Raw genomic sequence first — 21226 nt, forward strand, 5'->3', positions numbered from 1 at the left:
GGCTCTGGCGAACAAGAGGAACGCCCGATGATCCAGACCATAGACCCTGCCGCAGCGCCAGCCCTGTCGGACCTGCGCGTCCTCGAGATGGGCCAGCTCCTCGCCGGCCCGTTCTGCGGTCAGCTGCTCGCCGATTTCGGCGCCGAGGTCATCAAGATCGAGCCGCCGGGCGCCGGCGACCCGATGCGGGAATGGGGCCGCGAGAAGCCGCACGGCCAGTCGCTGTGGTGGCCGGTCATCGCCCGCAACAAGAAATCGATCGAGATCAACGCCCGCGAGGCGGCGGGCCAGGACCTGATCCGGCAGCTCGTCGCGCGCTCCGACATCCTGATCGAGAACTTCCGGCCCGGCACGATGGAGAAATGGGGGCTCGGCTACGACGCCCTGTCGGCAATCAACCCGCGGCTCATCATGATCCGCGTCTCCGGCTACGGCCAGACCGGGCCCTACTCCCAGAAGGCCGGCTACGGGGCGATCGGCGAGGCGATGGGCGGGATGCGCTACGTCGCGGGCGATCCCTCGCACCCGCCGTCGCGCGCCGGCATCTCGATCGGCGACACGCTGGCGGCCACCTTCGCCTGCGTCGGCGGGCTGATGGCTTTGCATGCCCGCACCCGCACCGGCCGCGGCCAGGTCGTCGACAGCGCGATCTACGAGGCGGTGCTCGCCGTGATGGAGAACCTCGTCACCGAATACGACAAGACCGGCTACATCCGCGAGCGCACCGGCGCGATCCTGCCCAACATCGCGCCCTCGAACGTCTATCCGACGAAGAGCGGCGTCTACGTGCTGATCGCCGCCAACCAGGACAGCGTGTTCCGGCGCCTTGCCGCGGTGATGGGCCGGCCGGAGCTCGCCACCGATCCGCATTATGCCACCCACACCGAGCGCGGGAAGCGCCAGGCCGAGCTCGACGCCCTGATCGCCGCCTGGACGGCCGGCTTCGAGCGCGAGGAACTCGGCCGTATCCTCGACGAGGCCGGCGTGCCCCGCGGCGACATCTACCGCGCCCCCGAGATGCTGGAGGACGCCCACTTCAAGGCGCGCCAGACCATCGTCGACGTGGCGCATCCGCTGTTCGGCACCCTCAAGATGCAGAACGTGGCGCCGCGCCTCTCGTCCAATCCGGGCCGGGTGGTCTCTGCCGGGCCGGAACTTGGCCAGCACAATGCCGAGATTTTCGGCGGGCTCCTCGGCTTGAGCGAGGCGGAGCGGGCGCGGCTGGTCGAGGGCCGGGTGATCGGCGGCACCTGTCTCGACGTCGTCCATGGGCCGCGAAGCAGAGCTTAAGGATCCATCGCCGCCGACACACCAGAATGAAGCTGACGCATCCAGAGCGAGAGTTCGTTTGGTCCGCAATGATAGTCCCGTGAGAAATTTTCTTCTCCTGTCCAAGACCTCATCCTAAGGTGTCAGTCGATTGTAGATCGACTGACCTCGAAGGAGGGCTCCAGTGATCGCGGCGGCTTCTGGAGCCCTCCTTCGAGGCCTACGCCTCGCTTCGGCACCTCAGGATGAGGTCGTGGGCGGGAAGAATCATGCAGGCCCGTTACCGACGACTATGCGTCCACCGCTGGCGCGCCCCGACCCAAGCATGGAGACGACGACCATGACCACCCCGCGCCCCAAAGCCGTCGACATCGTCGAGGTCGGCCCCCGCGACGGCCTGCAGAACGACAGCCGCCACCTCTCGACCGACGCCAAGGTCGAGATGATCCGGCGGCTCGCGGGGGCGGGCCTGCGGCGGATCGAGGCCGCGAGCTTCGTCAACCCGAAACGCGTGCCGCAGATGGCCGATGCCGAGGCGGTGTTGGCCCGCGTCGTCGGCCTGCCGGGGGTCAGCGTCTCCGGCCTCGTCCTCAACGCGCGCGGCTTCGAGCGGGCGCTGGCGGCGGGGTTGCGCGAGATCAGCTTCGTGGCGGTGGCGACGGACACGATGGCGGCGCGCAACCAGGGCACGACCGCCCGCGGCCTCGTCGAGACCTGGGCCGGCCTCGGCCAGCGTGCGGAGAAAGCCGGCCTGTTCCGCTCGGTCACGATCGCGGTGGCGTTCGGCTGCCCGTTCGAGGGCGAGGTGCCGCTCGACCGCGTGATCGCGATCGCCCGGGCGCTGGCGGAGAGCGGCATCGACGAGATCTCGCTCGCCGACACGATCGGCGTCGCGACGCCGCGGGCGGTCGAGGAGCGTTTCGCCGCCCTGGCGCAGGCGCTGCCCGGCCTGCCGCTGCGGGCGCATTTCCACAACACCCGCAACACCGGCTACGCCAATGCCGATGCGGCGCTCCGCTCCGGCGTCACGGTGCTGGATTCGAGCCTGGGGGGACTGGGCGGCTGCCCGTTCGCACCGGGCGCCACCGGCAACATCGCCACGGAAGACCTCGTCTCGATGCTGGAGCGCGACGGCGTCGCGACCGGCATCTCGCTCGAGCATTTGCGCGACGCGACCCTCTGGCTCGAGGGCGAGATGGGGCGGCGCCTGCCGGGCCACGGCGCCCACGTCACGCCCTGGCCCGCGGTGCTGGCGGCCTGACGACCAGGAACAAGCCCGCGTGACAGCGGCGGCAAGAGGGAAGGAACCTGAAGACATGGCACCGACGTTCTCGGCCGGGGCGCGCCTCGACCGCCTGCCGATCTCCGGCTTCCACCGCCGGATCCTGTGGCTGATCGGCGCCGGGATGTTCTTCGACAGCTTCGACATCTACCTGGCGGGCGGCATCCTCGGCGCCCTCGTCAAGGAGGGCTGGTCGGATCTGAGGCTCAACGCCGCCTTCCTCTCGGCGACCTTCATCGGGATGGTGATCGGCAGCTTCTCGGCCGGCATCCTCGGCGACCGGTTCGGGCGCCGGTTCACCTACCAGGCGAACCTGATGATCTTCGGGCTCGCCTCGCTCGCCGCCGTGCTCGCTCCCGACATGTGGAGCCTGATCGTCTTGCGCTTCTTCATGGGCGTGGGCCTGGGGGCCGAGATCGTGATCGGCTACGCGACGATCGGCGAATTCATCCCGCCCGCGCAGCGCGGCCGCTGGGCGGCCTACCTGTCGATCATCACCAACACGGCGCTCTTTGCCGCGACCTTGGTCGGCTACCTGGTGATCCCGGCCTTCGGCTGGCGGGCGATGTTCGCCATCGCCGGGTTCGGGGCGCTCGCGGTCTGGTACGCCCGCAAGAGCATGCCGGAGAGCCCGCGCTGGCTCGAATCCGTCGGGCGGACCGAGGAGGCCGACCGGGTTCTCGGCCAGATCGAGGCGACCTACGGCGCAAGACTGCCGGCGCCGCGCCGCGAGGCGGTGGCGGCCCGCCCCGATCCCGGCCTCAAGATCCTGTTCGGGAAGGCCGTGATCCGCCGCACGCTGCTCGCCACCGTCATCAACGTGATGATCAACGTGTCGATCTACGGCTTCGTCGCCTGGGTGCCGACCTTCCTGGTCCAGCAGGGACTCAGCGTCGGCTCGTCGCTCGGCTACACGACCTTCATGTCCCTCGGCGGCCCGGTCGGCGCCTGCCTCGGCGCCCTGATCGCCGAGCGCCTCGGCCGGCGCAACGGCCTGACCATCACGTCGCTCATCGCCGCTCTTCTCGGCGTCGCCTACACCCTCGCGCCGTCGATCGCGGTCGCGACGGCTTTCGGCTTCGGGCTGTTCACCTGCATCTACCTGATGGTGGCGCTCGGCATCGCGGCCTACATCCCCGAGCTCTTCCCGACCGAGTACCGCCTGCGCGGCACGGGCGTCGCCAGCACGGCGGGGCGGATCGCCGGCATCTTCATCCCGCAAGCGGTGGTCTGGCTCTACGCCTCCGGCGGCGTCGTGCCCGTGCTCGCCATGCTGGTCGGCGCCCTGCTGCTGCAGGCCCTCTGCGTCGGCCTGTTCGGCATCGAGACCCGCAACCGCAGCCTCGAGGACCTGCGGCCGGATCACGATCCGGCCGTCGCGCCGGCTCCCGCAGCGGTCGAGCGCTGATCCGGCATCCCTCGGGCGCGAGGGGGGGAACCTCGCGCCCGGAGCCGTCGCCATGCACGGCGGATCCCGGAACGACCGGGTGAGTTCGAGATCTGGAAAGACAAGAAAAGCAGGATCTCGATTGGAGACATGATAACGACAGGAAATAGTTCGCCAGTTGTTGCCATTGTGCCGAGGCCGAGAGCCTGAGCCATCGATCGGGACGCTGCGCCCTGAAACCGCGCCGGCGGGGCGCGATACTGTCGAGGATGACGGAACCGATGCGGGCCACCCAGACCCTGAAGGCGATCCTGGCGCGCCGCGAGGCGGTGAGCGTGCCCGGAGCTGCCAACGCCCTGTTTGCCCGCGTCGTCGAGGATCTCGGGTTCGAGGCGGTCTACGTGACCGGGGCCGGTCTCGCGAACATGCATCTGGGGGCGCCGGATATCGGGCTGACCACCGTCACCGAGGTGGCGAGCGCGGTGGCGGCGGTGGCCGATGCCGTGAGCCTGCCGATCGTCGTCGACGCCGATACCGGCTTCGGCAACGCCGTGAACATGGTGCGCACCGTGCGCCTGCTGGAGCGGGCGGGGGCCGCCGGCATCCAGATCGAGGACCAGGTCTTTCCAAAGAAGTGCGGCCACTTCACCGGCAAGGACGTGATCCCGGCCGGCGAGATGGTGCAGAAGGTCAAGGCCGCGGTCGATGCGCGGCGCGACGGCGACCTCCAGATCATCGCCCGGACCGACGCCCGGGCGGTAGAGGATCTCGATCGGGCGATCGAGCGGGCGCGGGCCTATATCGAGGCCGGCGCCGACGCGACCTTCGTCGAGGCGCCGGTCTCGGTCGAGGAACTGGCGCGCATCGCCCGCGACCTGCCGGTGCCGCAGGTCGCCAACATCGTGTTCGGCGGACGCACGCCGGATCCGGGACGCGAGCGGCTGGCCGGGATGGGCTTCTCGATCGTGCTCTACGCCAACGCCGCACTGCAGGCCGCGCTGAAGGCGTCCTTCGACGTGCTCGGCGCACTCAGGCGTGACGGCTCGCTCGCCGGTGTCACCGACCGCCTCGCCTCGTTCGAGGAGCGCCAGCGGGCGGTCGATAAGGACGCCTGGGACGCCCGCGAGGCGCGCTACCGCATCCCCTGAGCCCCTGCGGAGCCCGCCTCACGGCTCGCCCGCCGCCGTCATGGACACGGAGACCTCGGAGGGCGAGACCTCGATGCGGGCGAGCATCGCGGGTTCGAGCGGCCGCCGCGGCAGGAATTCGGGCAGGAACCGTCGCAGATAGGCGATGGTCGCGGCCGTCGCCTCCTGGCGGTATCGCTCCGTGATGCATCCATGGCGGCCGTAGGAGAGGGCCCAGACCCCGTCCATCGCCGCGGCGGCAATCTCCAGGTAGGTGACGAAGCCGGGGATCGGCGGCATCTGGAAATAGGCCTCGAACATCCGGGCGCGGCTGAGCGCGATGCGGGCATTGCCGGTGATGTCGGCGTTGCGCACCGCCACGCTGACGCCGGCGCCGAGGAACAGCCGCAGGGCGGCGGGCCGCCCGTTCTGGAACTCGGCGGCGCGACGGTGCTTGCGGTCGAGGAGGTCCTGCCAGGTCTGCGGCTCGGGATCGGTCAGCACCTCGATCGAGCGCCGGTAGATCTCCTCGTTGAAGCGCAGGGCCAGCGCCTCGAAGGCCGCGTTGCGGTTGGGAAAGAAGTGGTAGACCGAGGGCAGCGGCACGCCGGAGGCGGCGGCGATGTCGGCCAGGCTGATATCCGCGGCGCTGCGCTCGGCCAGCAGGGTCTCGGTCGCGTCCAGGATGAGGGAGGCCCGCGCCTGGCCGCGCCGGCGCATCGGCCGGGCGGCCCTTCCGACCATCGGTTCCTGTTCCATCGCGGGTCGGTGCGCACCCTGTTCGCCGGGATCCTCCGGCGGGACCCGATTGGCTCACCGATTCCGCATCGACGCAAGGGCATCGGCACGGCAAAGGCAAAGGTGAGGGTCGTGCCGTTCCTCGGCCGCCGGACGGGGCTACTTCGTCAGCCACGCCGTCCAGCGCGCGCGCAGCGTCTCACGATTGTCGCCGATCCATTTGAAGTCCGGATCGACGAGCCCGGCGTAATTGGCCGGGTAGGTCGCGAAGAGCTTCTGCTCGTCCTCCGGCAGGCCGGCAAGGCCTTTGGTGGAGGACGTCGCGTAGCCGACCGTGCGCATGAAGGACGGATGGCTCTCCGACGCCTGGTAGAAGTAATCGATGAACGTGAGTGCGCCTTTCGGGTTCGGCGCGCCCTTGAGGATCGCGAAGTATCCGGTGTCGCGCAACGCCCCGTCCCAGGCGATGGCGAAGGGCGCGCCGTCCTTGATCGTGGCGAGCGACCGGCCCGAATAGGACATGGTCATCACCACCTCGCCGTCGCGCATGATCTGCTGGACCTGGTTGCCGGTCTTCCACCACACGGCGACGGCGGGGCGGATCCGGTCGAGCTTGGCGTAGGCGCGATCGAGGTCGAGGGGAAACAGCCTGTCCTTCGGCACGCCGTCGGCGAGCAGGGCCACCGCGGGCAACCACCAGTCGCGGTCGCCGGTATCCGGCAGGCCGCGAGGCCCGGGGAAATCCTTGACGTTCCAGAAATCGGCCCAGCTCTTCGGTGTCCGCCCTCCGAAGGCGGTCTTGTTGTAGGTCAGCACCATGCCGCCGGTGGTGCGCGCCACGCCCTTCGGCTGGCAGGCCCCCGGCAGCGCGTATTCCTTGACGTGGGCGAGCTCGCCGCAGGGAATGTCCATCAGCATGTCGGCGCGGCTGACGAGGTCGGGCCCGGTCGCCGTGACGATGTCGAACTCGACCCGCTTCGTCCGCACCATGCCCTCGGCGCGGGCCCACTGGTCCGGCACCTCGATGTCGAAGGGTACGATCTCGGTGCCGGCCGCCTTGGCGAAGGGCCGGTAGACCAGCTTCTCCAGGGTGTTGCGCATCAGCCCGCCGGTGGTCGCGATCACCACCTCGTCGGCAGCGGCGGGCAGGGCCGTGGCCAGGGTGCCGGCGAGCGCGGCGGCGACGATCCGTTTCAGCCTCACGTGTGACCTCCCGTCGATGCCCGGGCGGGGGAGCCCGGCTTCCTCTCGTACGATTTCCGACTGATCGCTTCGCGATGCGGAAATCGGCTTCGCTCACGCGCCGCGCGGGATGGTGATCCGAAATCCGGAAGTGTTCTTCCGGATTTCGGATCACTCCCCTGCCGGTGCCGCCCTCGTCCGGCCGAGCCGGGCCAGGAGCGCGGCGCCGACCAGGACGGCGACCGACAGGCCGGTCAGCAGCACGGCGATTGCCGGGACGACCGGCGTCAGGTTCTGCTCGATGTCGTCGAACATCATCCTGGGCAGGGTCTTGTCGCGGATGCCGGCGAGGAAGAAGGCCACGACCGGCTCGTCGAACGAGATGATGAAGGCGAAGAGCGCCCCCGACACGACGTTGGGCAGGATCAGCGGCAACGTCACCAGCCGGAAGGCGGTGAAGCGGGGAGCGCCGCAGATCATCGCCGCGTCCTCGAGCGCCGGATCGACGCTGGCGAGCGCCGCCGTCACGGTGAGCACCACGAACGGCATCGCGATGACGGCATGCGCGAGCACGTAGCCGAGGCGGGTGCCGCCGAGCCCGATTCTCTGGAAGAACAGGTAGAGCGCCACGGCGAGCGCGATGTGCGGCACCACGATCGGCCCGACGAGGAGGGCCCGGAAGACCGTGCCGATCGCGCCGGCGCCGCGCAGGAGCGCGTAGGACGCCATGGTGCCGATCGTCGTCGCGAGAAGCGCGGTCGCGGCGGCGATCTCCAGGCTGAAGCGCAGGGCCCCCATCCAGCGCCGGTCGTCGAAGAACTCGTGGAACCACTGCGTGGTGAAGCCCTTGGGCGGGAAGGCGAGATAGGTCGTCTCGCTGAAGGCCATCGGCAGGACGATCAGGATCGGCACCAGCACGAAGGCGAGGATCGCCGCGACCGCCGCGTCGAGGAGGCGCTGCCTCATGCCCGGGCTCCCATCAGGCGGTCGAACCGGAACAATCGGCCGAAGGCGAGGGTGATGCCGGTGACGAACAGGGTGAGGACGCCGACCAGCGCCGCGGCGAACGGCCAATCGAGGTTCTCGCGGATCTGCTGCGAGATCAGAGTGGCGATCATCATCTCCTGCGGCGAGCCGAGGAGCGAGGGGGTGATGAAGTAGCCGAGCGCCGACAGGAATACGAGGATGAAGCCGCCGGTCACGCCCGGCAGGGCGAGCGGCAGCGTCACCTCGCGGAAGGCCCGGGCGGGCCCCGCGCCGCAGATCGCGGCGGCCCGGGTCAGGTCGGGCGGGATATTGCGCAAGGCCCCGTAGATCGGCAGCACCATGAAGGGCATCAGCACGTGGGTCATCGCCACCACCACGGCGCCTTGGGTGTAGAGGAGCTTGACCGGTGCGTCGGTGAGGCCGAGCCCGGTGAGGAGGCCGTTCACCAGCCCGTTGCGCTGGAGCAGCACCGCCCAGGCGGCGGTACGCACCAGCACCGAGGACCAGAACGGCAGGAGGATGCAGGCGGTGATCAGCGCAAGCTTCGGTCCCTTGGAGCGCGCCATCAGGGCGGCGACCGGGAAGGCCAGGACCAGGGACAGCACGCTCACGAGGAGCGCGACGCGCAGGGTGCGCAGCAGCACCGTGGCGTAGACCGGGTTCTCGAAGACCCGGGCGTACTGGGCGAGCCCCGGCTGCGGCTCGGTCACCGAGATCGCGAGCAGGCTGAGGAGCGGGTACAGGAAGGCGAGGACGAGCAGCGAGAAGAACGGCAGCATCAGGCCGGAGATCGCCGCCTTCGACATCCGCCGCCCGCGCGGCTGGAAGAAGCCTGGCCGCAAGAAACCTGGCCGCAAGAAACCTGGCCGCACGACGTCCCTCATGACGCCTCCGCCGGATAGAGCAGGGCGGCGCCGGGCGGAACGACGAGCCCGACGCGGGTCCCGGGGGCGAGCGCAGACAACTCGGCGCTCGGCACCCGCGCCCGCATCGACGCGCCGTCGTCGAGCGTCGCGATGACGAGGGTGCCGGCTCCGCCATAGACCACGTCGGTGATCGTGGCCGGCAGGGCGTCCGGCCGGTCGGCGGAGGCGACGCCGATCCGCTCCGGCCGCACCGCGAGGATCGCCGGCCCGGCCGGGACGGGCGAGAGTGCGGCCTCCGCGCCCAGGGCCAGCGCCCGGCCGGCGAGGCGGGCCGCCCGCCCGTCCCAGGTCACGGGAATCCGGTTCATGTCGCCGATGAAGCCGGCCGCGAACAGGGTGGCGGGCCGCTCGTAGAGTTCCCGCGCCGGAGCGATCTGCTGCACGCGCCCGGCCCGGAGGATCGCGACCCGGTCGGCCATCGTCAGGGCCTCGCCCTGGTCGTGGGTGACGAACACGATGGTGATCCCGAGCTCGGCATGCAGCCGCTTGATCTCGATCTGCATCTCCTCGCGCAGGTTCTTGTCGAGGGCCGAGAGCGGCTCGTCCATCAGGAGCACGCGCGGCCGGTAGACGATGGCGCGGGCGAGCGCGACGCGCTGCTGCTGGCCGCCCGAGAGCTGGCGCGGCATCCGCGCGCCGAAGCCGGACAGCCGCACCACCTCCAGCGCCGCCTCGGCCCGGGCGCGCCGCTCGGCCCGGCCGAGCCCGCGCATCTTGAGCGGGAAGGCGACGTTATCGGCCACGCTCAGGTGCGGGAACAGCGTGTAGTGCTGGAAGACCATGCCGACGTTGCGCCTGTGCGGCGGCAGGCGCGTGCAATCCTCGCCCCCGATCAGGATGCGGCCGGCATCCGGTAGGTCGAAGCCGGCGAGGCTCATCAGCACGGTCGACTTGCCCGAGCCGGAGGGCCCGAGGAGCGCGATGAACTCGCCCGCGGCGATCTCCAGCGATACGTCGTCGACGGCGACGACCGACCCGAAGCGGCGCGTCAGGCCGCGGACGCTGATCGCCGCGCCCGTCGTCGCCGCGGAGGCGCCCGGCCCTCCCGCGATGGCCCCGATGGCGAGCATGCCGCGTCCCTCTCGGCTGAGGCGATGGGTCATTGAAGCCGAGTTTAGCCGAATTTCAAAGCACGATTTTTGGCGGGCGGCGCCCGTCTGGTGGGCAGCGCCGCGCAAGATCGCTCCGAGAGTGCAATCGATGTGAAGACGATGCTTTCGGCTCATCGAGCGCAGGACGAGCCGCCGTTTCTGTGTACGGATCGCGGGATCTGTCTCGGTGGCCCGGGCCGGGGGCCTCCCGTGGCAATGGCCCCCGCCCCGCAGTAATCGAATTTCATATGGCTTTATCGGACCATTTCGCTTGACATGGCCCGGCATCGGCGGATGCTCGGGCCCACCGATGGCGGCCGTGGAATGCCGGCGACGCCGAGCCGGAAGGATCCTGTCCGATGCCGAGCATGGTCGAGGGACCTGAGCCGACGGGCGATGCCGGCCTGCGGGCGCGCGCCGCCCGGGTGATCCCGGGCGGGATGTGGGGCCACCAGCGCGCGGCGGCGGTCCCGCGGGGCTATCCGCAATTCTTCGTCGGCGGGGAGGGCGCCACGGTCGAGGACGCGGACGGGCGCCGCTACATCGACTTCATGTGCGCCTGGGGGCCGATCATCCTCGGCCACCGCCATCCGGCGGTGTCGGAGGCGGTCCGGCGCGAGCAGGAGCGCGGCGATTGCCTCGACGGCCCGACGCCGCACGCGGTCGACCTGGCCGAGACCCTGGTGGCGATGATCCCGCACGCCGACTGGGCGATGTTCCAGAAGAACGGCTCGGACGCGATGACGACCTGCGTGACGCTGGCCCGCGCCGGGACCGGACGCCGCAAGGTGCTGGCCGCGCGCGGCGCCTATCACGGGGCCGTCCCCTGGTGCTCGCCCTCCCTCGTCGGCGTCACCGCGGAGGACCGCGCCCACCTGGTCCACTACCGCTACAACGACGTCGCGAGCCTGGAGGAGGCGGTGGCGCAGGCGGGCGACGACCTCGCGGCGATCCTGGTCTCGGCCTTCCGGCACGATATCGGCCAGGCGCAGGAACTGCCGACCCGAGCCTTCGCGGCGGCGGCGCGGGCGGCCTGCGACCGGACCGGCGCGGCCCTCGTCGTCGACGACGTGCGGGCGGGATTCCGGCTCGATCTCGGCGGCAGCTGGGAACGGGTGGGCGTGCGGCCCGACCTCGCCGGCTATTCCAAGGCGATCGCCAACGGCCAGCCGCTGGCCGCCGTCACCGGCAGCGATCGCTTCCGCGAGGCCGCGTCGCGCCTCTTCGTCACCGGCTCGTTCTGGTATGCCGGCGCACCGATGGCGGCGGCCGTCGCGACGCTGAACGAGCTGAAGCGCGTCGACGCCCCCCGGGTGCTGGAGGCCGCAGGCGTCCGCTTCCGCGACGGCCTGATGGAGCAGGCCTCCCGCCACGGCTTTTCCCTCGACATCACCGGCCCACCGGCGATGCCCGTGATGCTGTTTCGCGACGACCCCGAGGCGGCGCTCGGCGAGGCGTTCTGCCTCGAGGCGCTCCACCGCGGCGTCTACCTGCACCACCGCCACAACATGTTCCTGTCGCTCGCCCACACGCCGGCGGTGATCGACACGGCGTTGGCGGCGACGGAGGGCGCCTTCCGGGCGCTCGCCAAGTCTCGGACCGCCTGAGACCCAAGACCGCCTGAGCCCCGAGACTGCCTGAGCCCCGAGACCGTCTGACCCCCGGAACGACGCGATCCCGACGCGGAGCCGACCGACATGACGCAGCCCCCCTTCGTCCATCCGGAGAACGGGTCCCACGCGGTCAAGCCCTGGGCGGTGCGCAAAGGGTATGCCGACGAGCATTTCCTGTCGGATTACCGCTTCCAGTTCCCGCGCGAGGACCCGGACCTCGCCGAGGTCTTCGTCTGCACCGACCGGATGTCGTTCGATCCGGGCGAGACGGTGGCGTTCTACGGCTCGACCACCGCCGAGACCTGGTCGATCCAGATCTACCGCGACGGCGTCGCGCCGCAGATGATGCACGAGGCGTTCGACCTGCCCGGCACCTTCACCAAGACCTCCGAGACCGCCTATCGCGACGGTTGCGACTGGCCGGTGGTCCATACCTGGACGATTCCCGAGGGTGCCCGGTCGGGCCTCTACCGCGTGGTCTCGACCTGCCGGCGCCGGGACGGCGAGCGCTTCGTCCAGCATCATTTCGTGGTGGTGCGGCCGACGAAGGCGACGCGGTCGGGCCGCATCCTCCTGATGCTCGCGACCGGCACCTGGACCGCCTACAACGACTGGGGCGGCGCCAACCATTATTTCGGCACCTGGGGCCCGAACCGGAACGAGGGCTCGCCGATCCTGAGCCTGAAGCGGCCCTGGACCCGCGGGATGCTCTGGCTGCCTAAGGGCGCGGCCCGCATCACCGTCTCGCCGCTGCCGGACATGAACGACGTCACCCGCTATCCCTCCAAGGAGTGGGGCTATTCCGGCGGCTGGGGCCAGTACTACGCCGCCGCCGGCTGGGCGCAGTTCGACCGCCACTTCGCCGTCTGGGCCGAGCGCGAGGGCTACGCCTTCGACATCGTCACCCAGACCGACCTGCACCTGCGGCCCGAGATCCTCGACGAGTATTCCTGCCTCGTGACCTGCGGGCACGACGAGTACTGGTCGTGGGAGATGCGCCGGCGCGTGGAGGACTTCGTCGAGCGGGGAGGGGGCTTTGCCCGGTTCGGCGGCAACTTCCTGTGGCAGATCCGGCTCGAGGACGAGGGCGCCCGGCAGGTCTGCTGGAAGTTCAAGGCGCCGACCATGGACCCGGTGCGCGACGATCCTTCGCGAAAGCACCTGCTGACGGCCTCGTGGGAGAGCGGCGGCGTCGCCTGGCCCGGCGCCTCGACGGTCGGCGTCAACGGCTGCCACGGCATGTATGGCAGCTGGGGCGGGTTCGCCCCGCGGGGGTCGCGCGGCTTCACGGTCTACCGGCCGGAGCACTGGGCCTTCGCCGGCACCGACCTGCGCTACGCCGACGTGTTCGGGGCCGAGGCCGGCATCTTCGGCTACGAGGTCGACGGGCTCGACTACACCTTCCGGCAGGGCCTGCCCTATCCGGTGCCGGCCCCCGGCGTGCCGGACACCATCGAGATCCTGGCGATGAGCCCGGCGGTCTTGTTCGAGTACGAGCACGAGGGCGAGGGCACGCGCTATTACGTGCGCGACGGCGACCTCAACGGCCTCGCCGAGCTGGCAGCCGACGCGTATTCGGTCGCGCGGCGAAAGTTCCAGTACGGGTCGGGCATGCTGGTGGGCATGCCGCGCGGCAAGGGCGAGGTGCTCACCGCCGGTTCCTGCGAGTGGATCATGGGCCTCACCCGTCACGACCCCTTCACGCAAGCCGTCACCCGCAACGCCCTCGACCGGTTCTCGGGTGGGGGCAGGGGACGCTGAGACGGATGCCGAGTCGAGACCGTGTCGACTTTGCAGGTGTGGCGGCGCCGGCACGGTTCGTCCTCCCCACGGCCTCATCCTGAGGTGTCGGCGATCGGAGATCGCACGCGACCGACGATCGACTCACCTCGAAGGAGGGTTCCAGAAATCTCCGTGCTCCCTGGAGCCCTCCTTCGAGGCTCACTTCGGTCGCACCTCAGGATGAGGTCGGGAATGGGAGCAACAGTGTTTGTGAATCTCGGTACGATCTCAGTCTGTTGAAATAGAGGGTATGCCGATGACGAACGAGGCCGACCCGAACGCCCTCGCGCAAGCCTGGCTCGATCAGCTCGCAAAACATCTCTCGGCCGACGACGCCTCCGCCGTCGCGGCCCTGTTCGCCCCCGAATGCTGGTGGCGCGACTTCGTCGCCTTCACCTGGACCATCGCCACGGTCGAGGGCCGGCCGGCGATCCGGGAGCGCGCGGCCGCCACGGCCTCGGGCACGCGAGCCGGGAGCTTCATCCTCGACCGCCCGGCTTCCCGCGCCGGCGACACGGTGGAGGCTTGGTTCCGCTTCGAGACGCGGCTGGGGCGCGGCATCGGCCAGGTCCGGCTGGTCGACGGCCTCGCCCGCACGCTGTTCACGGCCTTGCGCGAGCTGAAGGGATTCGAGGAGCGTCGGGGCCCGACACGCGAGGCCGGCACCGAGCACGGCGCGATCCGCGGCCGCCGGACCTGGGCCGACCGGCGCGCCGACGACGCGCGCCTCGGCCTCGACCGCCAGCCCTGGTGCCTGATCGTCGGCGGCGGCCAGGGCGGGCTCGGGCTCGCCGCGCGGCTGAAGCGCCTCGGCGTGCCGACCCTGATCGTCGACGGCTCGGCGAGGCCGGGCGACGCCTGGCGGCGGCGCTACCGCTCGCTCTGCCTGCACGATCCGGTCTGGTACGACCACATGCCGTACCTGCCCTTTCCCGAGCACTGGCCGATCTACACGCCCAAGGACAAGATGGGCGACTGGCTCGAAGCCTATGCGTCGATCATGGAGCTGGACGGCTGGTACGCCACCACCTGCCGCTCCGCCGCCTACGACGCGGGACGCGGCGAGTGGACGGTCACGGTCGAGCGCGAGGGCAGGGTTCTGGACTTGCGCCCCAAGCACCTCGTCCTCGCCACAGGCCTGTCGGGCGTGCCGAACGAGCCGGACTGGCCGGGGATGGAGCGCTTCCGCGGCACCCTGCACCATTCGAGCCGCCACCCGGGCGGTGCGGGCTTCGCGGGCAAGCGATGCGTCGTGGTGGGGGCGAACAACTCCGCCCACGACATCGCCGCCGACCTGTGGGAGCACGGCGCCGCGGTCACGATGGTGCAGCGCTCCCCCACGCTGGTGGTGCGGGCCGAGAGCCTCCAGCGCCACGGCCGCCCGCTCTATTCCGAGGAGGCGGTCGCCGCCGGGATCGATGCCGACCGGGCGGACCTCATCGCCGCCTCGACGCCCTACGCGCTGCTGCCCGACCTCCTCAAGCCGGTGATGCGACGCATCCGCGACGAGGATTCGGCGTTCTACGCCGCCCTCGAGAAGGCGGGCTTCCTCCTGACCTTCGGCGAGGACGAGACCGGCATCGGCATGATGTATCCGCGCCGGGCATCGGGCTACTACATCGATGTCGGGGCCTCCGGGCTGATCGCCTCGGGCGAGATCCGGCTCGCGAGCGGCCGGGGCGTGAGCCACCTGACCGAGGAGGCCGTGGTGCTCGACGACGGCACGGTGCTGCCGGCCGACCTCGTCGTCTCCGCCACCGGCTACGGCCCGATGACCGACTGGGCGGCGCGGCTGATCTCGCCGGAGGTCGCCGCGCGGGTCGGCCCGTGCTGGGGCATCGGCTCGGGCACGGCGCGCGATCCCGGCCCCTGGCACGGCGAATTGCGCAACATGTGGACGCCGACCGCGCAGGCAGGGCTGTGGTTCCACGGCGGCAACCTCCAGCAGTCGCGCCACTTCTCGCGCTACCTGGCCCTCCAGTTGAAGGCGCGCTACGAGGGCCTGCCGGTCGGGCCGCCCTCGCCGAGCGAGGCACGGGCTTGAGCGCTGCCGGCCGGGGGCATGCCGGCTCTCGAGAGCCCGTTCCTCGCAGTCCCGCGATGCGTGGCGAGACGGTGCCCCCACAGGTGTGATGTCCCTGTCGCGGATGCGGCGGCGCCCGGGCCGCCGCCGTCGCGTCGTGGTCCCGGCGGGCCGGCTCAGGCGCCCGGAACCGAGCCCGGCGGCAGGAAGTCGACCTCGCAGGCGGCGGAGCGGCGCACCACCTCCTCCGGATCGGTGAGGTCGTGGAGCAGGTCGAACAGCTGCTTCAGCTTGCGCCCCGGGCTCACCCAGAAGATCGCGCGGTTGGGCGTGTCGGTGCGGTTGTAATAGGCGTGCGGCTTGCCCATCGGCATGCAGACCAGGTCGCCGGCCCGGGCCTGGAGCCACTCCCCGTCGAGATAGAGATCGAAGGTCCCCTCCAGGACGTAGATGAACTCGTCCTGCGTCGGGTGGATGTGCGGCGGCACGAACGTGCCCGGCGGGTCGTAGGTCTCGAAGGAGAAGGCGCTGTCGCAATTCGCCTTGAACGTATAGGTATGTCCGAGGATGTTCCACACGGTCCCGTCGATCCCCTCGCCCGACCTCGTGATCCGTGCCGGAAGCGGTCCGTTCTCGCTCATGTCGTCCTCGCTGTGCTGCGGTTTCGAAGATTGAATTCGAGGTTGCGCGGATTCTCTTGTGAAGGCCGAGAACCCATGTCGGCCAAGGCGATCCGCCGCGCGCCGGCCCTGTCCACTTCACGCAGAAATCCGATCCACGCAGAAAACGGAGGTCCGGTGGCGGCGGGGCCTTGTGCAGGTTTCGACACGACAGGCATTCTCCCCTCTCGGGTCCGGACGACCGGTTCTTCGCCATGGACGACGAGACGCCATCCGATCCGCGCATGGTTGCCGATCCGCACATGATCGCGGGAGCCGCCCTGCCGCTGGCGCGCTTCCCCGTCGTGGCGACGCGGGATCCCGACCTGGCGCGCGAGCAGATCGGGCGGATCTTCTGTCCGCACGGCCTGATCCTCGCCGATCCCGGCACGGCTGCGCGGTTCGAGGCCCGGCATCATTCCGCGGCCTTCGGCGGCCTGACGATCAACTTCGTCTCCTACGGCGCCCGGGTGGAGATCGATCCGGGCTGCCTCGACCGCTTCTTCCTGCTCCAGATTCCGCTGGCGGGCTCTGCCCTGGTGCGCAACGGCGCCCACGAGACCCTCGCCGATCGCGGCCGCGCCACCCTGCTCTCGCCGGCCCTGCCCACCCGCATGGTGTGGGAGGCGGGCTGCCAGAAGCTCATCGTGCTCGTGCCGCGCGGGCTTCTGGAGGAGCACGTCGTCCGGGTGCTCGACCGGGTCCCGCGCCCGTTCGACTTCGATCCGGCGATCGACCTGCTTCACCCCCGCGGCGCCGCGATCCTGTCCCAGGCCCGGCTGGTCCAGCACCTGGCGGAGAGCCGCAAGTGGCCGGGCTCCGCGCCCGACGCGGTCGAGCGCGAACTGGCCTCCGCCTTCGTCACGCTGCTCGTCGGCCACATGCTCGAACGCGGCGGGGCCGTGCCGGCGCAGGCGCAGCGCGTCTCGGTGGCGCCCGCGCATGTCCGGCGGGCCGAGGAGTACATCCGGGCGCATCTCGATTCCGCTCTGAGCCTGCCGCATCTCGCCGAGAGGGCCGGGAGCAGCATGCGCTCGCTCCAGGACGGTTTCCGGCAGTTCCGCGACAGCACGATCTCCGACTTCATCCTGGCCCAGCGCCTCGACCGGTGGCGGGCCCTGATCCTCGCCGCCGACCCGGAGGCGAAGGTGGGCGACCTGGCGCTGGGCGTCGGGCTCAACCATCTCGGCCGCGCCGCGGCGGCCTATCGCGACCGCTTCGGCGAGGCCCCGTCCCAGACCCTGCGCAAGCGCCGGGGCTGACGCGCCTGTCAGGCGGCCCGGGAGGTCCCGACGCTCCGCAGGCCCGGCCAGGCGGGCGCGCTCGCCTGGTAGGCGGGAGCGCGGGCGAGGAGACCGGCATAGACCGACGGCCGCAGCGGCGCGAACGTGGCCGCGATCGGATTCGCCTGGCGGGTCGGCACGCCGATATCGGCGAGCAGGCTGGCGAAGTGGCGGTTGTGGTAGGGCGCGATGCACAGGCCGCCGTAAGCCTTGGCGGAGGGGCGCTCGGTCTGTCGCCACGCCTTGAGGCGGGCGATCTCGGCCTCCATCTGCGCCCGCGTCGGCTGGCGCGCGAGCTGTCCGTCCATGTAGCGCACCAGCCAGTGGGCGCCGAGCTCGGCCGAGAGGTTGGTGGCGAAGCTCGAATTGAAGCCGACGAAGCCGAGATCGGGCAGGTCGGGGTTCACCACCCAGCGGTAGAGCCGGTACTGGCCATCGGCATCGATGAGCTTGGCGCGGTCGGCCGCGTCGAGCACCGGCACGTCCTGGCGCCAGCCGGTCGCCATCACCACGAGGTCGGCCGGGATGCGCTGCCCGCCGGTGAGCACCGCCTGCGCGCCCTCGTAGGAGGCGATCGTGCCCTGGATCGTCGCGATCCTGCCCTCGGTCACCAGCCTGTAGAAGCCGGGCGTCTCGACGGCCAGGTTGCAGTGGATGTCGTCCTCGATCCGGGTCTTGGGCGCCAAGCCGTTGCGGCGGAGCTTGAACTGCGCGGTCAGCAGCGTCTCGAGGGCGCGCCAGTTGGCCCAGACCAGCGGGGCGGCGAGCCTCTGCACCGCGCGCCGCACCGGCCCGGCATCGAAGGGCAGGAACATCGCTTCCGCCGCGCGGCAATACAGGATCCGCTTGAAGTTGATCAGCCCGCCGAAGAAGTAGGGGATCTTCCAGGTCGGTTCGAGGAACACCACCGTCACGGCGGCGGCCCCGTGCTTGACCGCGCTCACCGCGACGTCGGTGGCCGATTTCGAGTAGCCCAGGACCACGACCCGTCGGCCGCGGACGGCTCCAGCGTCGGTGTGCTCGCTCGAATGGAGGATCCGTCCGCCGGCCGCCTCAAACCCCTCGGCGCCCGGATGCACGGGCTTGTTCTTGTGGCTGAACTGGCCGGTGCAGACGGCCACGAAGTCGTAGGCTTGCGTGCTCGCCGCGCCGTCGGCGCCCGTCGTCGTCACGTCCCAGCCCCGCTCGGTCCGCTTCGCCAGCCGGGTCACCGACTGGCCGGTGCGGATCAGCGGCAGGAGGCCGAATCGTTCCGCATAGGCGCGCAGATAGGCGAAGACCTGGCCGCCGGACGGCCATTCCGGATAGTCGTCCGGCATCGACATGTCGCCGAAGGCATAGATATCCTTCGGCGTCTGCGTCCTCACGTCGGGATAGGAGCGCGACGGCTCCCACACACCGCCGAGATCCGGGCCGCGCTCGATCACCGTGACCCGGTGCCCGCGCTCCCGGAAGGCCTTGGCGGCGGCGAGCCCGCTGATGCCGGATCCGATGACGCACACGTTGGCTTGCGTGACCATGATGCCGTCTCCGTCATGGGCGCCCTCCAGGGCGCGCATCGTCCATGCAGGAATTGTCATGTCCGTCGCCGGATCGGGCTATCCCGAACGCGTTCCGATTATCCACATCGCGCAGGATTGAGACGAAACCTTCTGTAATTGCCGACAATTCGCAATCGGACTTCGCTGGACGGCCATGCTGCGTCGCAATATCTCATGCGCACATGCAATATATGATGCAACTTGCCCACGCGGCGGGCAGAGCGTGCCTGCGTCGCGACCGGGCCCGGTGGCGACGCGACGAAGCCCGGCCTTCGCGAGAGGACCGGGCTTCCAGGCGGCCGGGCGGCCGGTCTCGCGTGGGCAGGCTCGGGCGCGCCGGCAGCCGCGTATCGTTGAGCGGGGCCTTCACACGCCCGCAAGGCCAGCCTCCTCACCCTGCACCGGACCGAACGGTTCCGTCGGGATCTGCGACCCCGGAGGTTCCCTAGAGGGAACTGCCGCCGCAGATGACCAGGTGCTGCCCCGTCACCGCGGCCGCTTCGGGCGACAGGAAGTAGGCGACCGCCCCCGCCACCTCCTCGGGCTGGATGAAGCGCCCGAGCGGCGGCCGCTTCGGCGCCACGCCGCTGCGCGACGGATCGGTCAGCATCGGCGTCTCGGTCGCCGCAGGGGCGACGACGTTGACGGTGATGCCGCGGGGCATCGCCTCGGCGGCCCACGAGCGGGCGAGGGCGACGAGGGCCGCCTTCGAGGCCGCGTAGGCACTCCGCCCGGCCGCCCCGGCGGCGGTGCGGCTGCCGATCAGGACGACCCGGCCGCCCGCTCCCATGCGCGGGACCAGGAGGTCGGCCAGCCGCGTCGCCGCCTCGACATGGAGCCGCCACATCGTGGCGCCGTCCTCGGGATGCAGTTCGCCGAGGCGGCCGACCCGCAGGAGGCCGGCGGCATGGACGAGGGCGTCGACCCGCAACTCGCCGATCGCGGGCGCGATGGCGTCGAGGTCGGAGAGGTCGAGGGCGAGGTGGCGGTAGCGCGGATGCGCGCGCTGCCCCTCGCCCCGGCTCACGCCGGTCACCCGCCAGCCATCGGCGAGGAGCCGCGCGACGATCGCGGCACCGATTCCCGAACTCGCCCCCGTGACGAGGGCGTGGCGCAACGCCTCACTCACCGGCCGACACCCAGGCTTCGCTCACCCGCACGTACTTGATCGCCTGGCGGTGATACGTGAAGGCGACGTGGATCGCCCCGTCCGGCGTCTGGGTCACGGAGGGGTAGGACAGCTCCCGGTTCGAGCGGTCGCGCGAGTTGTTGGTCATGCAGTAGCCGTCGCCGACCTCGAGGTCGCGCCGATGCGGCCAGGTCCGGCCGCCGTCGGGGGAAATCGCCAGCGTCAGCGGCGCCCGGGGCGTGCCCCAGAACGCCGTGCGCTTGCCCGGATCGGCCGCGGCCGCCGGGGCGGAGGCCGGCGCGGGCTCCTCGTCCTCGATCTCGTCGTAGAGCGAGGCCCGGCGCTCGGTCGCGGCCTCGGCATTGGTCGCGTTGAAGACCAGCGCCACGTGGCCGTTGGCGAGCAGTGTCGCCTGGACCGACGAGTTGTTGTTCGGGAGTGCCGTCGGCACCGGCGCCGACCAGGTCTCGCCGCCGTCGGTCGAGCGGCTCTCGTAGATCGAATCGGCCCAGCGGCTGCGGTAGAGCGCCAGCAGCGTGCCGTCGTGGAGGGCGAGCACGTTCATGTGCACGGCGCCGGTGCTGTCGGGCACCGCGACCTCGCGCCAGGTCCTGCCCTGGTCCGACGAGATCATCACCGCGCTGGTGTCGTCGTCGCCGACCCACTTGGCGCCGGGTACGCTCGGGCAGTGGAAGATCGGCAGGAGCCAGGTGCCGTCCTTCAGCACCGCCGGCGGCTGGCGCACGAAGGTGCCGCAGCCCGGCCGCTGCGCGAACAGGGTCTCGATCGGACCCCAGGTCAGGCCGTGATCGTGGGAGATCCGCCGGCGCACCAGGGCGGTGTCCTGGTTGCCCGACACCTGCGCGGTCCAGATCAGCCAGAGTTCGCCCGTCGGCGCGTTGAACAGGATCGGGTTCTGCTCCGAGCGGGAGGCATCGTCGGAGAGCTTTTGCGCTTCGGTCCAGGTGTCGCTGCCGGCGGGCAGGCGCGACCCGTAGACCGAGATGTCGGCCATGCCTTCCTGCGTGCCGCCGAACCAGACGCAGGCGAGGTCGCCGTTCGGCAGCGGCAGGATGTTGGCGGCGTGGTTCTGCACGCACGGGGAGGGGATGAAGGCCTCGCGGCGGAGGGGATCGCCGGCGACCGGCCGGACCTCGCCGGTGCGGTCCATCGGTGTCTCGATGGTGTCGAGCATGGGGGTCTCTCC

Annotated in this window: 17 protein-coding genes; 8 read left to right on the top strand and 9 right to left on the bottom strand. The window is 70.7% G+C overall.

Features of this window, described 5'->3' with window-relative positions; translation table 11 throughout:
• Positions 1-27 precede the first annotated feature (27 nt).
• From HBB12_RS29805 to HBB12_RS29820, 4 genes are all read left to right on the top strand, one after another.
• Complete coding sequence (locus HBB12_RS29805; protein WP_236993302.1) at positions 28-1290, top strand: CaiB/BaiF CoA transferase family protein; 1263 nt, start codon at positions 28-30, stop codon at positions 1288-1290.
• 319 nt (positions 1291-1609) lie between these two features.
• On the top strand, positions 1610-2530 hold the full coding sequence (locus HBB12_RS29810) for a hydroxymethylglutaryl-CoA lyase (RefSeq protein ID WP_236993303.1): 921 nt from the start codon (positions 1610-1612) through the stop codon (positions 2528-2530).
• A gap of 55 nt (positions 2531-2585) precedes the next feature.
• Positions 2586-3959 (top strand): MFS transporter, encoded by a 1374-nt coding sequence (locus HBB12_RS29815; protein ID WP_236993304.1) that lies wholly within the window; start codon positions 2586-2588, stop codon positions 3957-3959.
• Between the two features lie 248 nt (positions 3960-4207).
• Entirely contained in the window at positions 4208-5086 is an 879-nt protein-coding gene (locus tag HBB12_RS29820; protein ID WP_236993305.1) for an isocitrate lyase/PEP mutase family protein, read from the top strand.
• Between the two features lie 18 nt (positions 5087-5104).
• Here the strand turns inward: HBB12_RS29820 and HBB12_RS29825 are convergent, their stop codons facing one another.
• From HBB12_RS29825 to HBB12_RS29845, 5 genes are all read right to left on the bottom strand, one after another.
• The gene (locus HBB12_RS29825) at positions 5105-5824 is read right to left on the bottom strand and encodes a TetR/AcrR family transcriptional regulator (protein ID WP_236993306.1); all 720 of its coding nucleotides are present in this window, start codon (positions 5822-5824) and stop codon (positions 5105-5107) included.
• A gap of 138 nt (positions 5825-5962) precedes the next feature.
• Positions 5963-7000: an extracellular solute-binding protein gene (locus HBB12_RS29830; protein WP_442919402.1), complete on the bottom strand. Its 1038-nt coding sequence runs from the start codon at positions 6998-7000 to the stop codon at positions 5963-5965.
• A gap of 156 nt (positions 7001-7156) precedes the next feature.
• Positions 7157-7951 carry an ABC transporter permease gene (locus tag HBB12_RS29835; RefSeq protein ID WP_236993308.1) on the bottom strand — a complete coding sequence of 265 codons (795 nt, stop codon included), beginning with the start codon at positions 7949-7951 and terminating at the stop codon, positions 7157-7159.
• On the bottom strand, positions 7948-8778 hold the full coding sequence (locus HBB12_RS29840; protein ID WP_442919403.1) for an ABC transporter permease: 831 nt from the start codon (positions 8776-8778) through the stop codon (positions 7948-7950). The genes HBB12_RS29835 and HBB12_RS29840 overlap by 4 nt, the downstream gene beginning before the upstream one ends.
• Before the next feature lie 74 nt (positions 8779-8852).
• A complete protein-coding gene (locus tag HBB12_RS29845; protein ID WP_236993310.1) occupies positions 8853-9968 on the bottom strand; it encodes an ABC transporter ATP-binding protein in 1116 nt (371 codons plus the stop codon).
• Positions 9969-10348: 380 nt separating this feature from the next.
• Here HBB12_RS29845 and HBB12_RS29850 point away from each other — a divergent pair, with 380 nt between their 5' ends.
• From HBB12_RS29850 to HBB12_RS29860, 3 genes are all read left to right on the top strand, one after another.
• Positions 10349-11596, top strand: a complete 1248-nt coding sequence (locus HBB12_RS29850) for an aminotransferase class III-fold pyridoxal phosphate-dependent enzyme (protein WP_442919393.1) — start codon at positions 10349-10351, stop codon at positions 11594-11596.
• Positions 11597-11686: 90 nt separating this feature from the next.
• Complete coding sequence (locus tag HBB12_RS29855; RefSeq protein ID WP_236993311.1) at positions 11687-13363, top strand: N,N-dimethylformamidase beta subunit family domain-containing protein; 1677 nt, start codon at positions 11687-11689, stop codon at positions 13361-13363.
• A gap of 277 nt (positions 13364-13640) precedes the next feature.
• Positions 13641-15428 carry a flavin-containing monooxygenase gene (locus HBB12_RS29860; protein ID WP_236993312.1) on the top strand — a complete coding sequence of 596 codons (1788 nt, stop codon included), beginning with the start codon at positions 13641-13643 and terminating at the stop codon, positions 15426-15428.
• 155 nt (positions 15429-15583) lie between these two features.
• On the opposite strand, the gene HBB12_RS29865 is transcribed toward HBB12_RS29860, so the two are convergent.
• Positions 15584-16048 carry a cupin domain-containing protein gene (locus HBB12_RS29865; protein ID WP_236993313.1) on the bottom strand — a complete coding sequence of 155 codons (465 nt, stop codon included), beginning with the start codon at positions 16046-16048 and terminating at the stop codon, positions 15584-15586.
• Between the two features lie 233 nt (positions 16049-16281).
• Here HBB12_RS29865 and HBB12_RS29870 point away from each other — a divergent pair, with 233 nt between their 5' ends.
• Positions 16282-17328 carry an AraC family transcriptional regulator gene (locus HBB12_RS29870; protein WP_236993314.1) on the top strand — a complete coding sequence of 349 codons (1047 nt, stop codon included), beginning with the start codon at positions 16282-16284 and terminating at the stop codon, positions 17326-17328.
• Positions 17329-17336: 8 nt separating this feature from the next.
• Here HBB12_RS29870 and HBB12_RS29875 read toward each other — a convergent pair whose 3' ends face one another.
• The 3 genes from HBB12_RS29875 to HBB12_RS29885 all read right to left on the bottom strand — a co-directional run bounded on the left by HBB12_RS29875 (position 17337) and on the right by HBB12_RS29885 (position 21214).
• A complete protein-coding gene (locus HBB12_RS29875; RefSeq protein WP_336886972.1) occupies positions 17337-18929 on the bottom strand; it encodes a flavin-containing monooxygenase in 1593 nt (530 codons plus the stop codon).
• A gap of 406 nt (positions 18930-19335) precedes the next feature.
• Positions 19336-20019: an SDR family NAD(P)-dependent oxidoreductase gene (locus HBB12_RS29880; RefSeq protein ID WP_236993315.1), complete on the bottom strand. Its 684-nt coding sequence runs from the start codon at positions 20017-20019 to the stop codon at positions 19336-19338.
• Positions 20012-21214, bottom strand: coding sequence for a sialidase family protein (locus HBB12_RS29885; protein ID WP_236993316.1), 1203 nt, complete (start codon positions 21212-21214; stop codon positions 20012-20014). Before HBB12_RS29885 ends, HBB12_RS29880 begins: the two co-directional genes overlap by 8 nt.
• Positions 21215-21226: the final 12 nt, after the last annotated feature.

Source organism: Methylobacterium sp. SyP6R, from assembly GCF_019216885.1.
Lineage (GTDB): Bacteria > Pseudomonadota > Alphaproteobacteria > Rhizobiales > Beijerinckiaceae > Methylobacterium.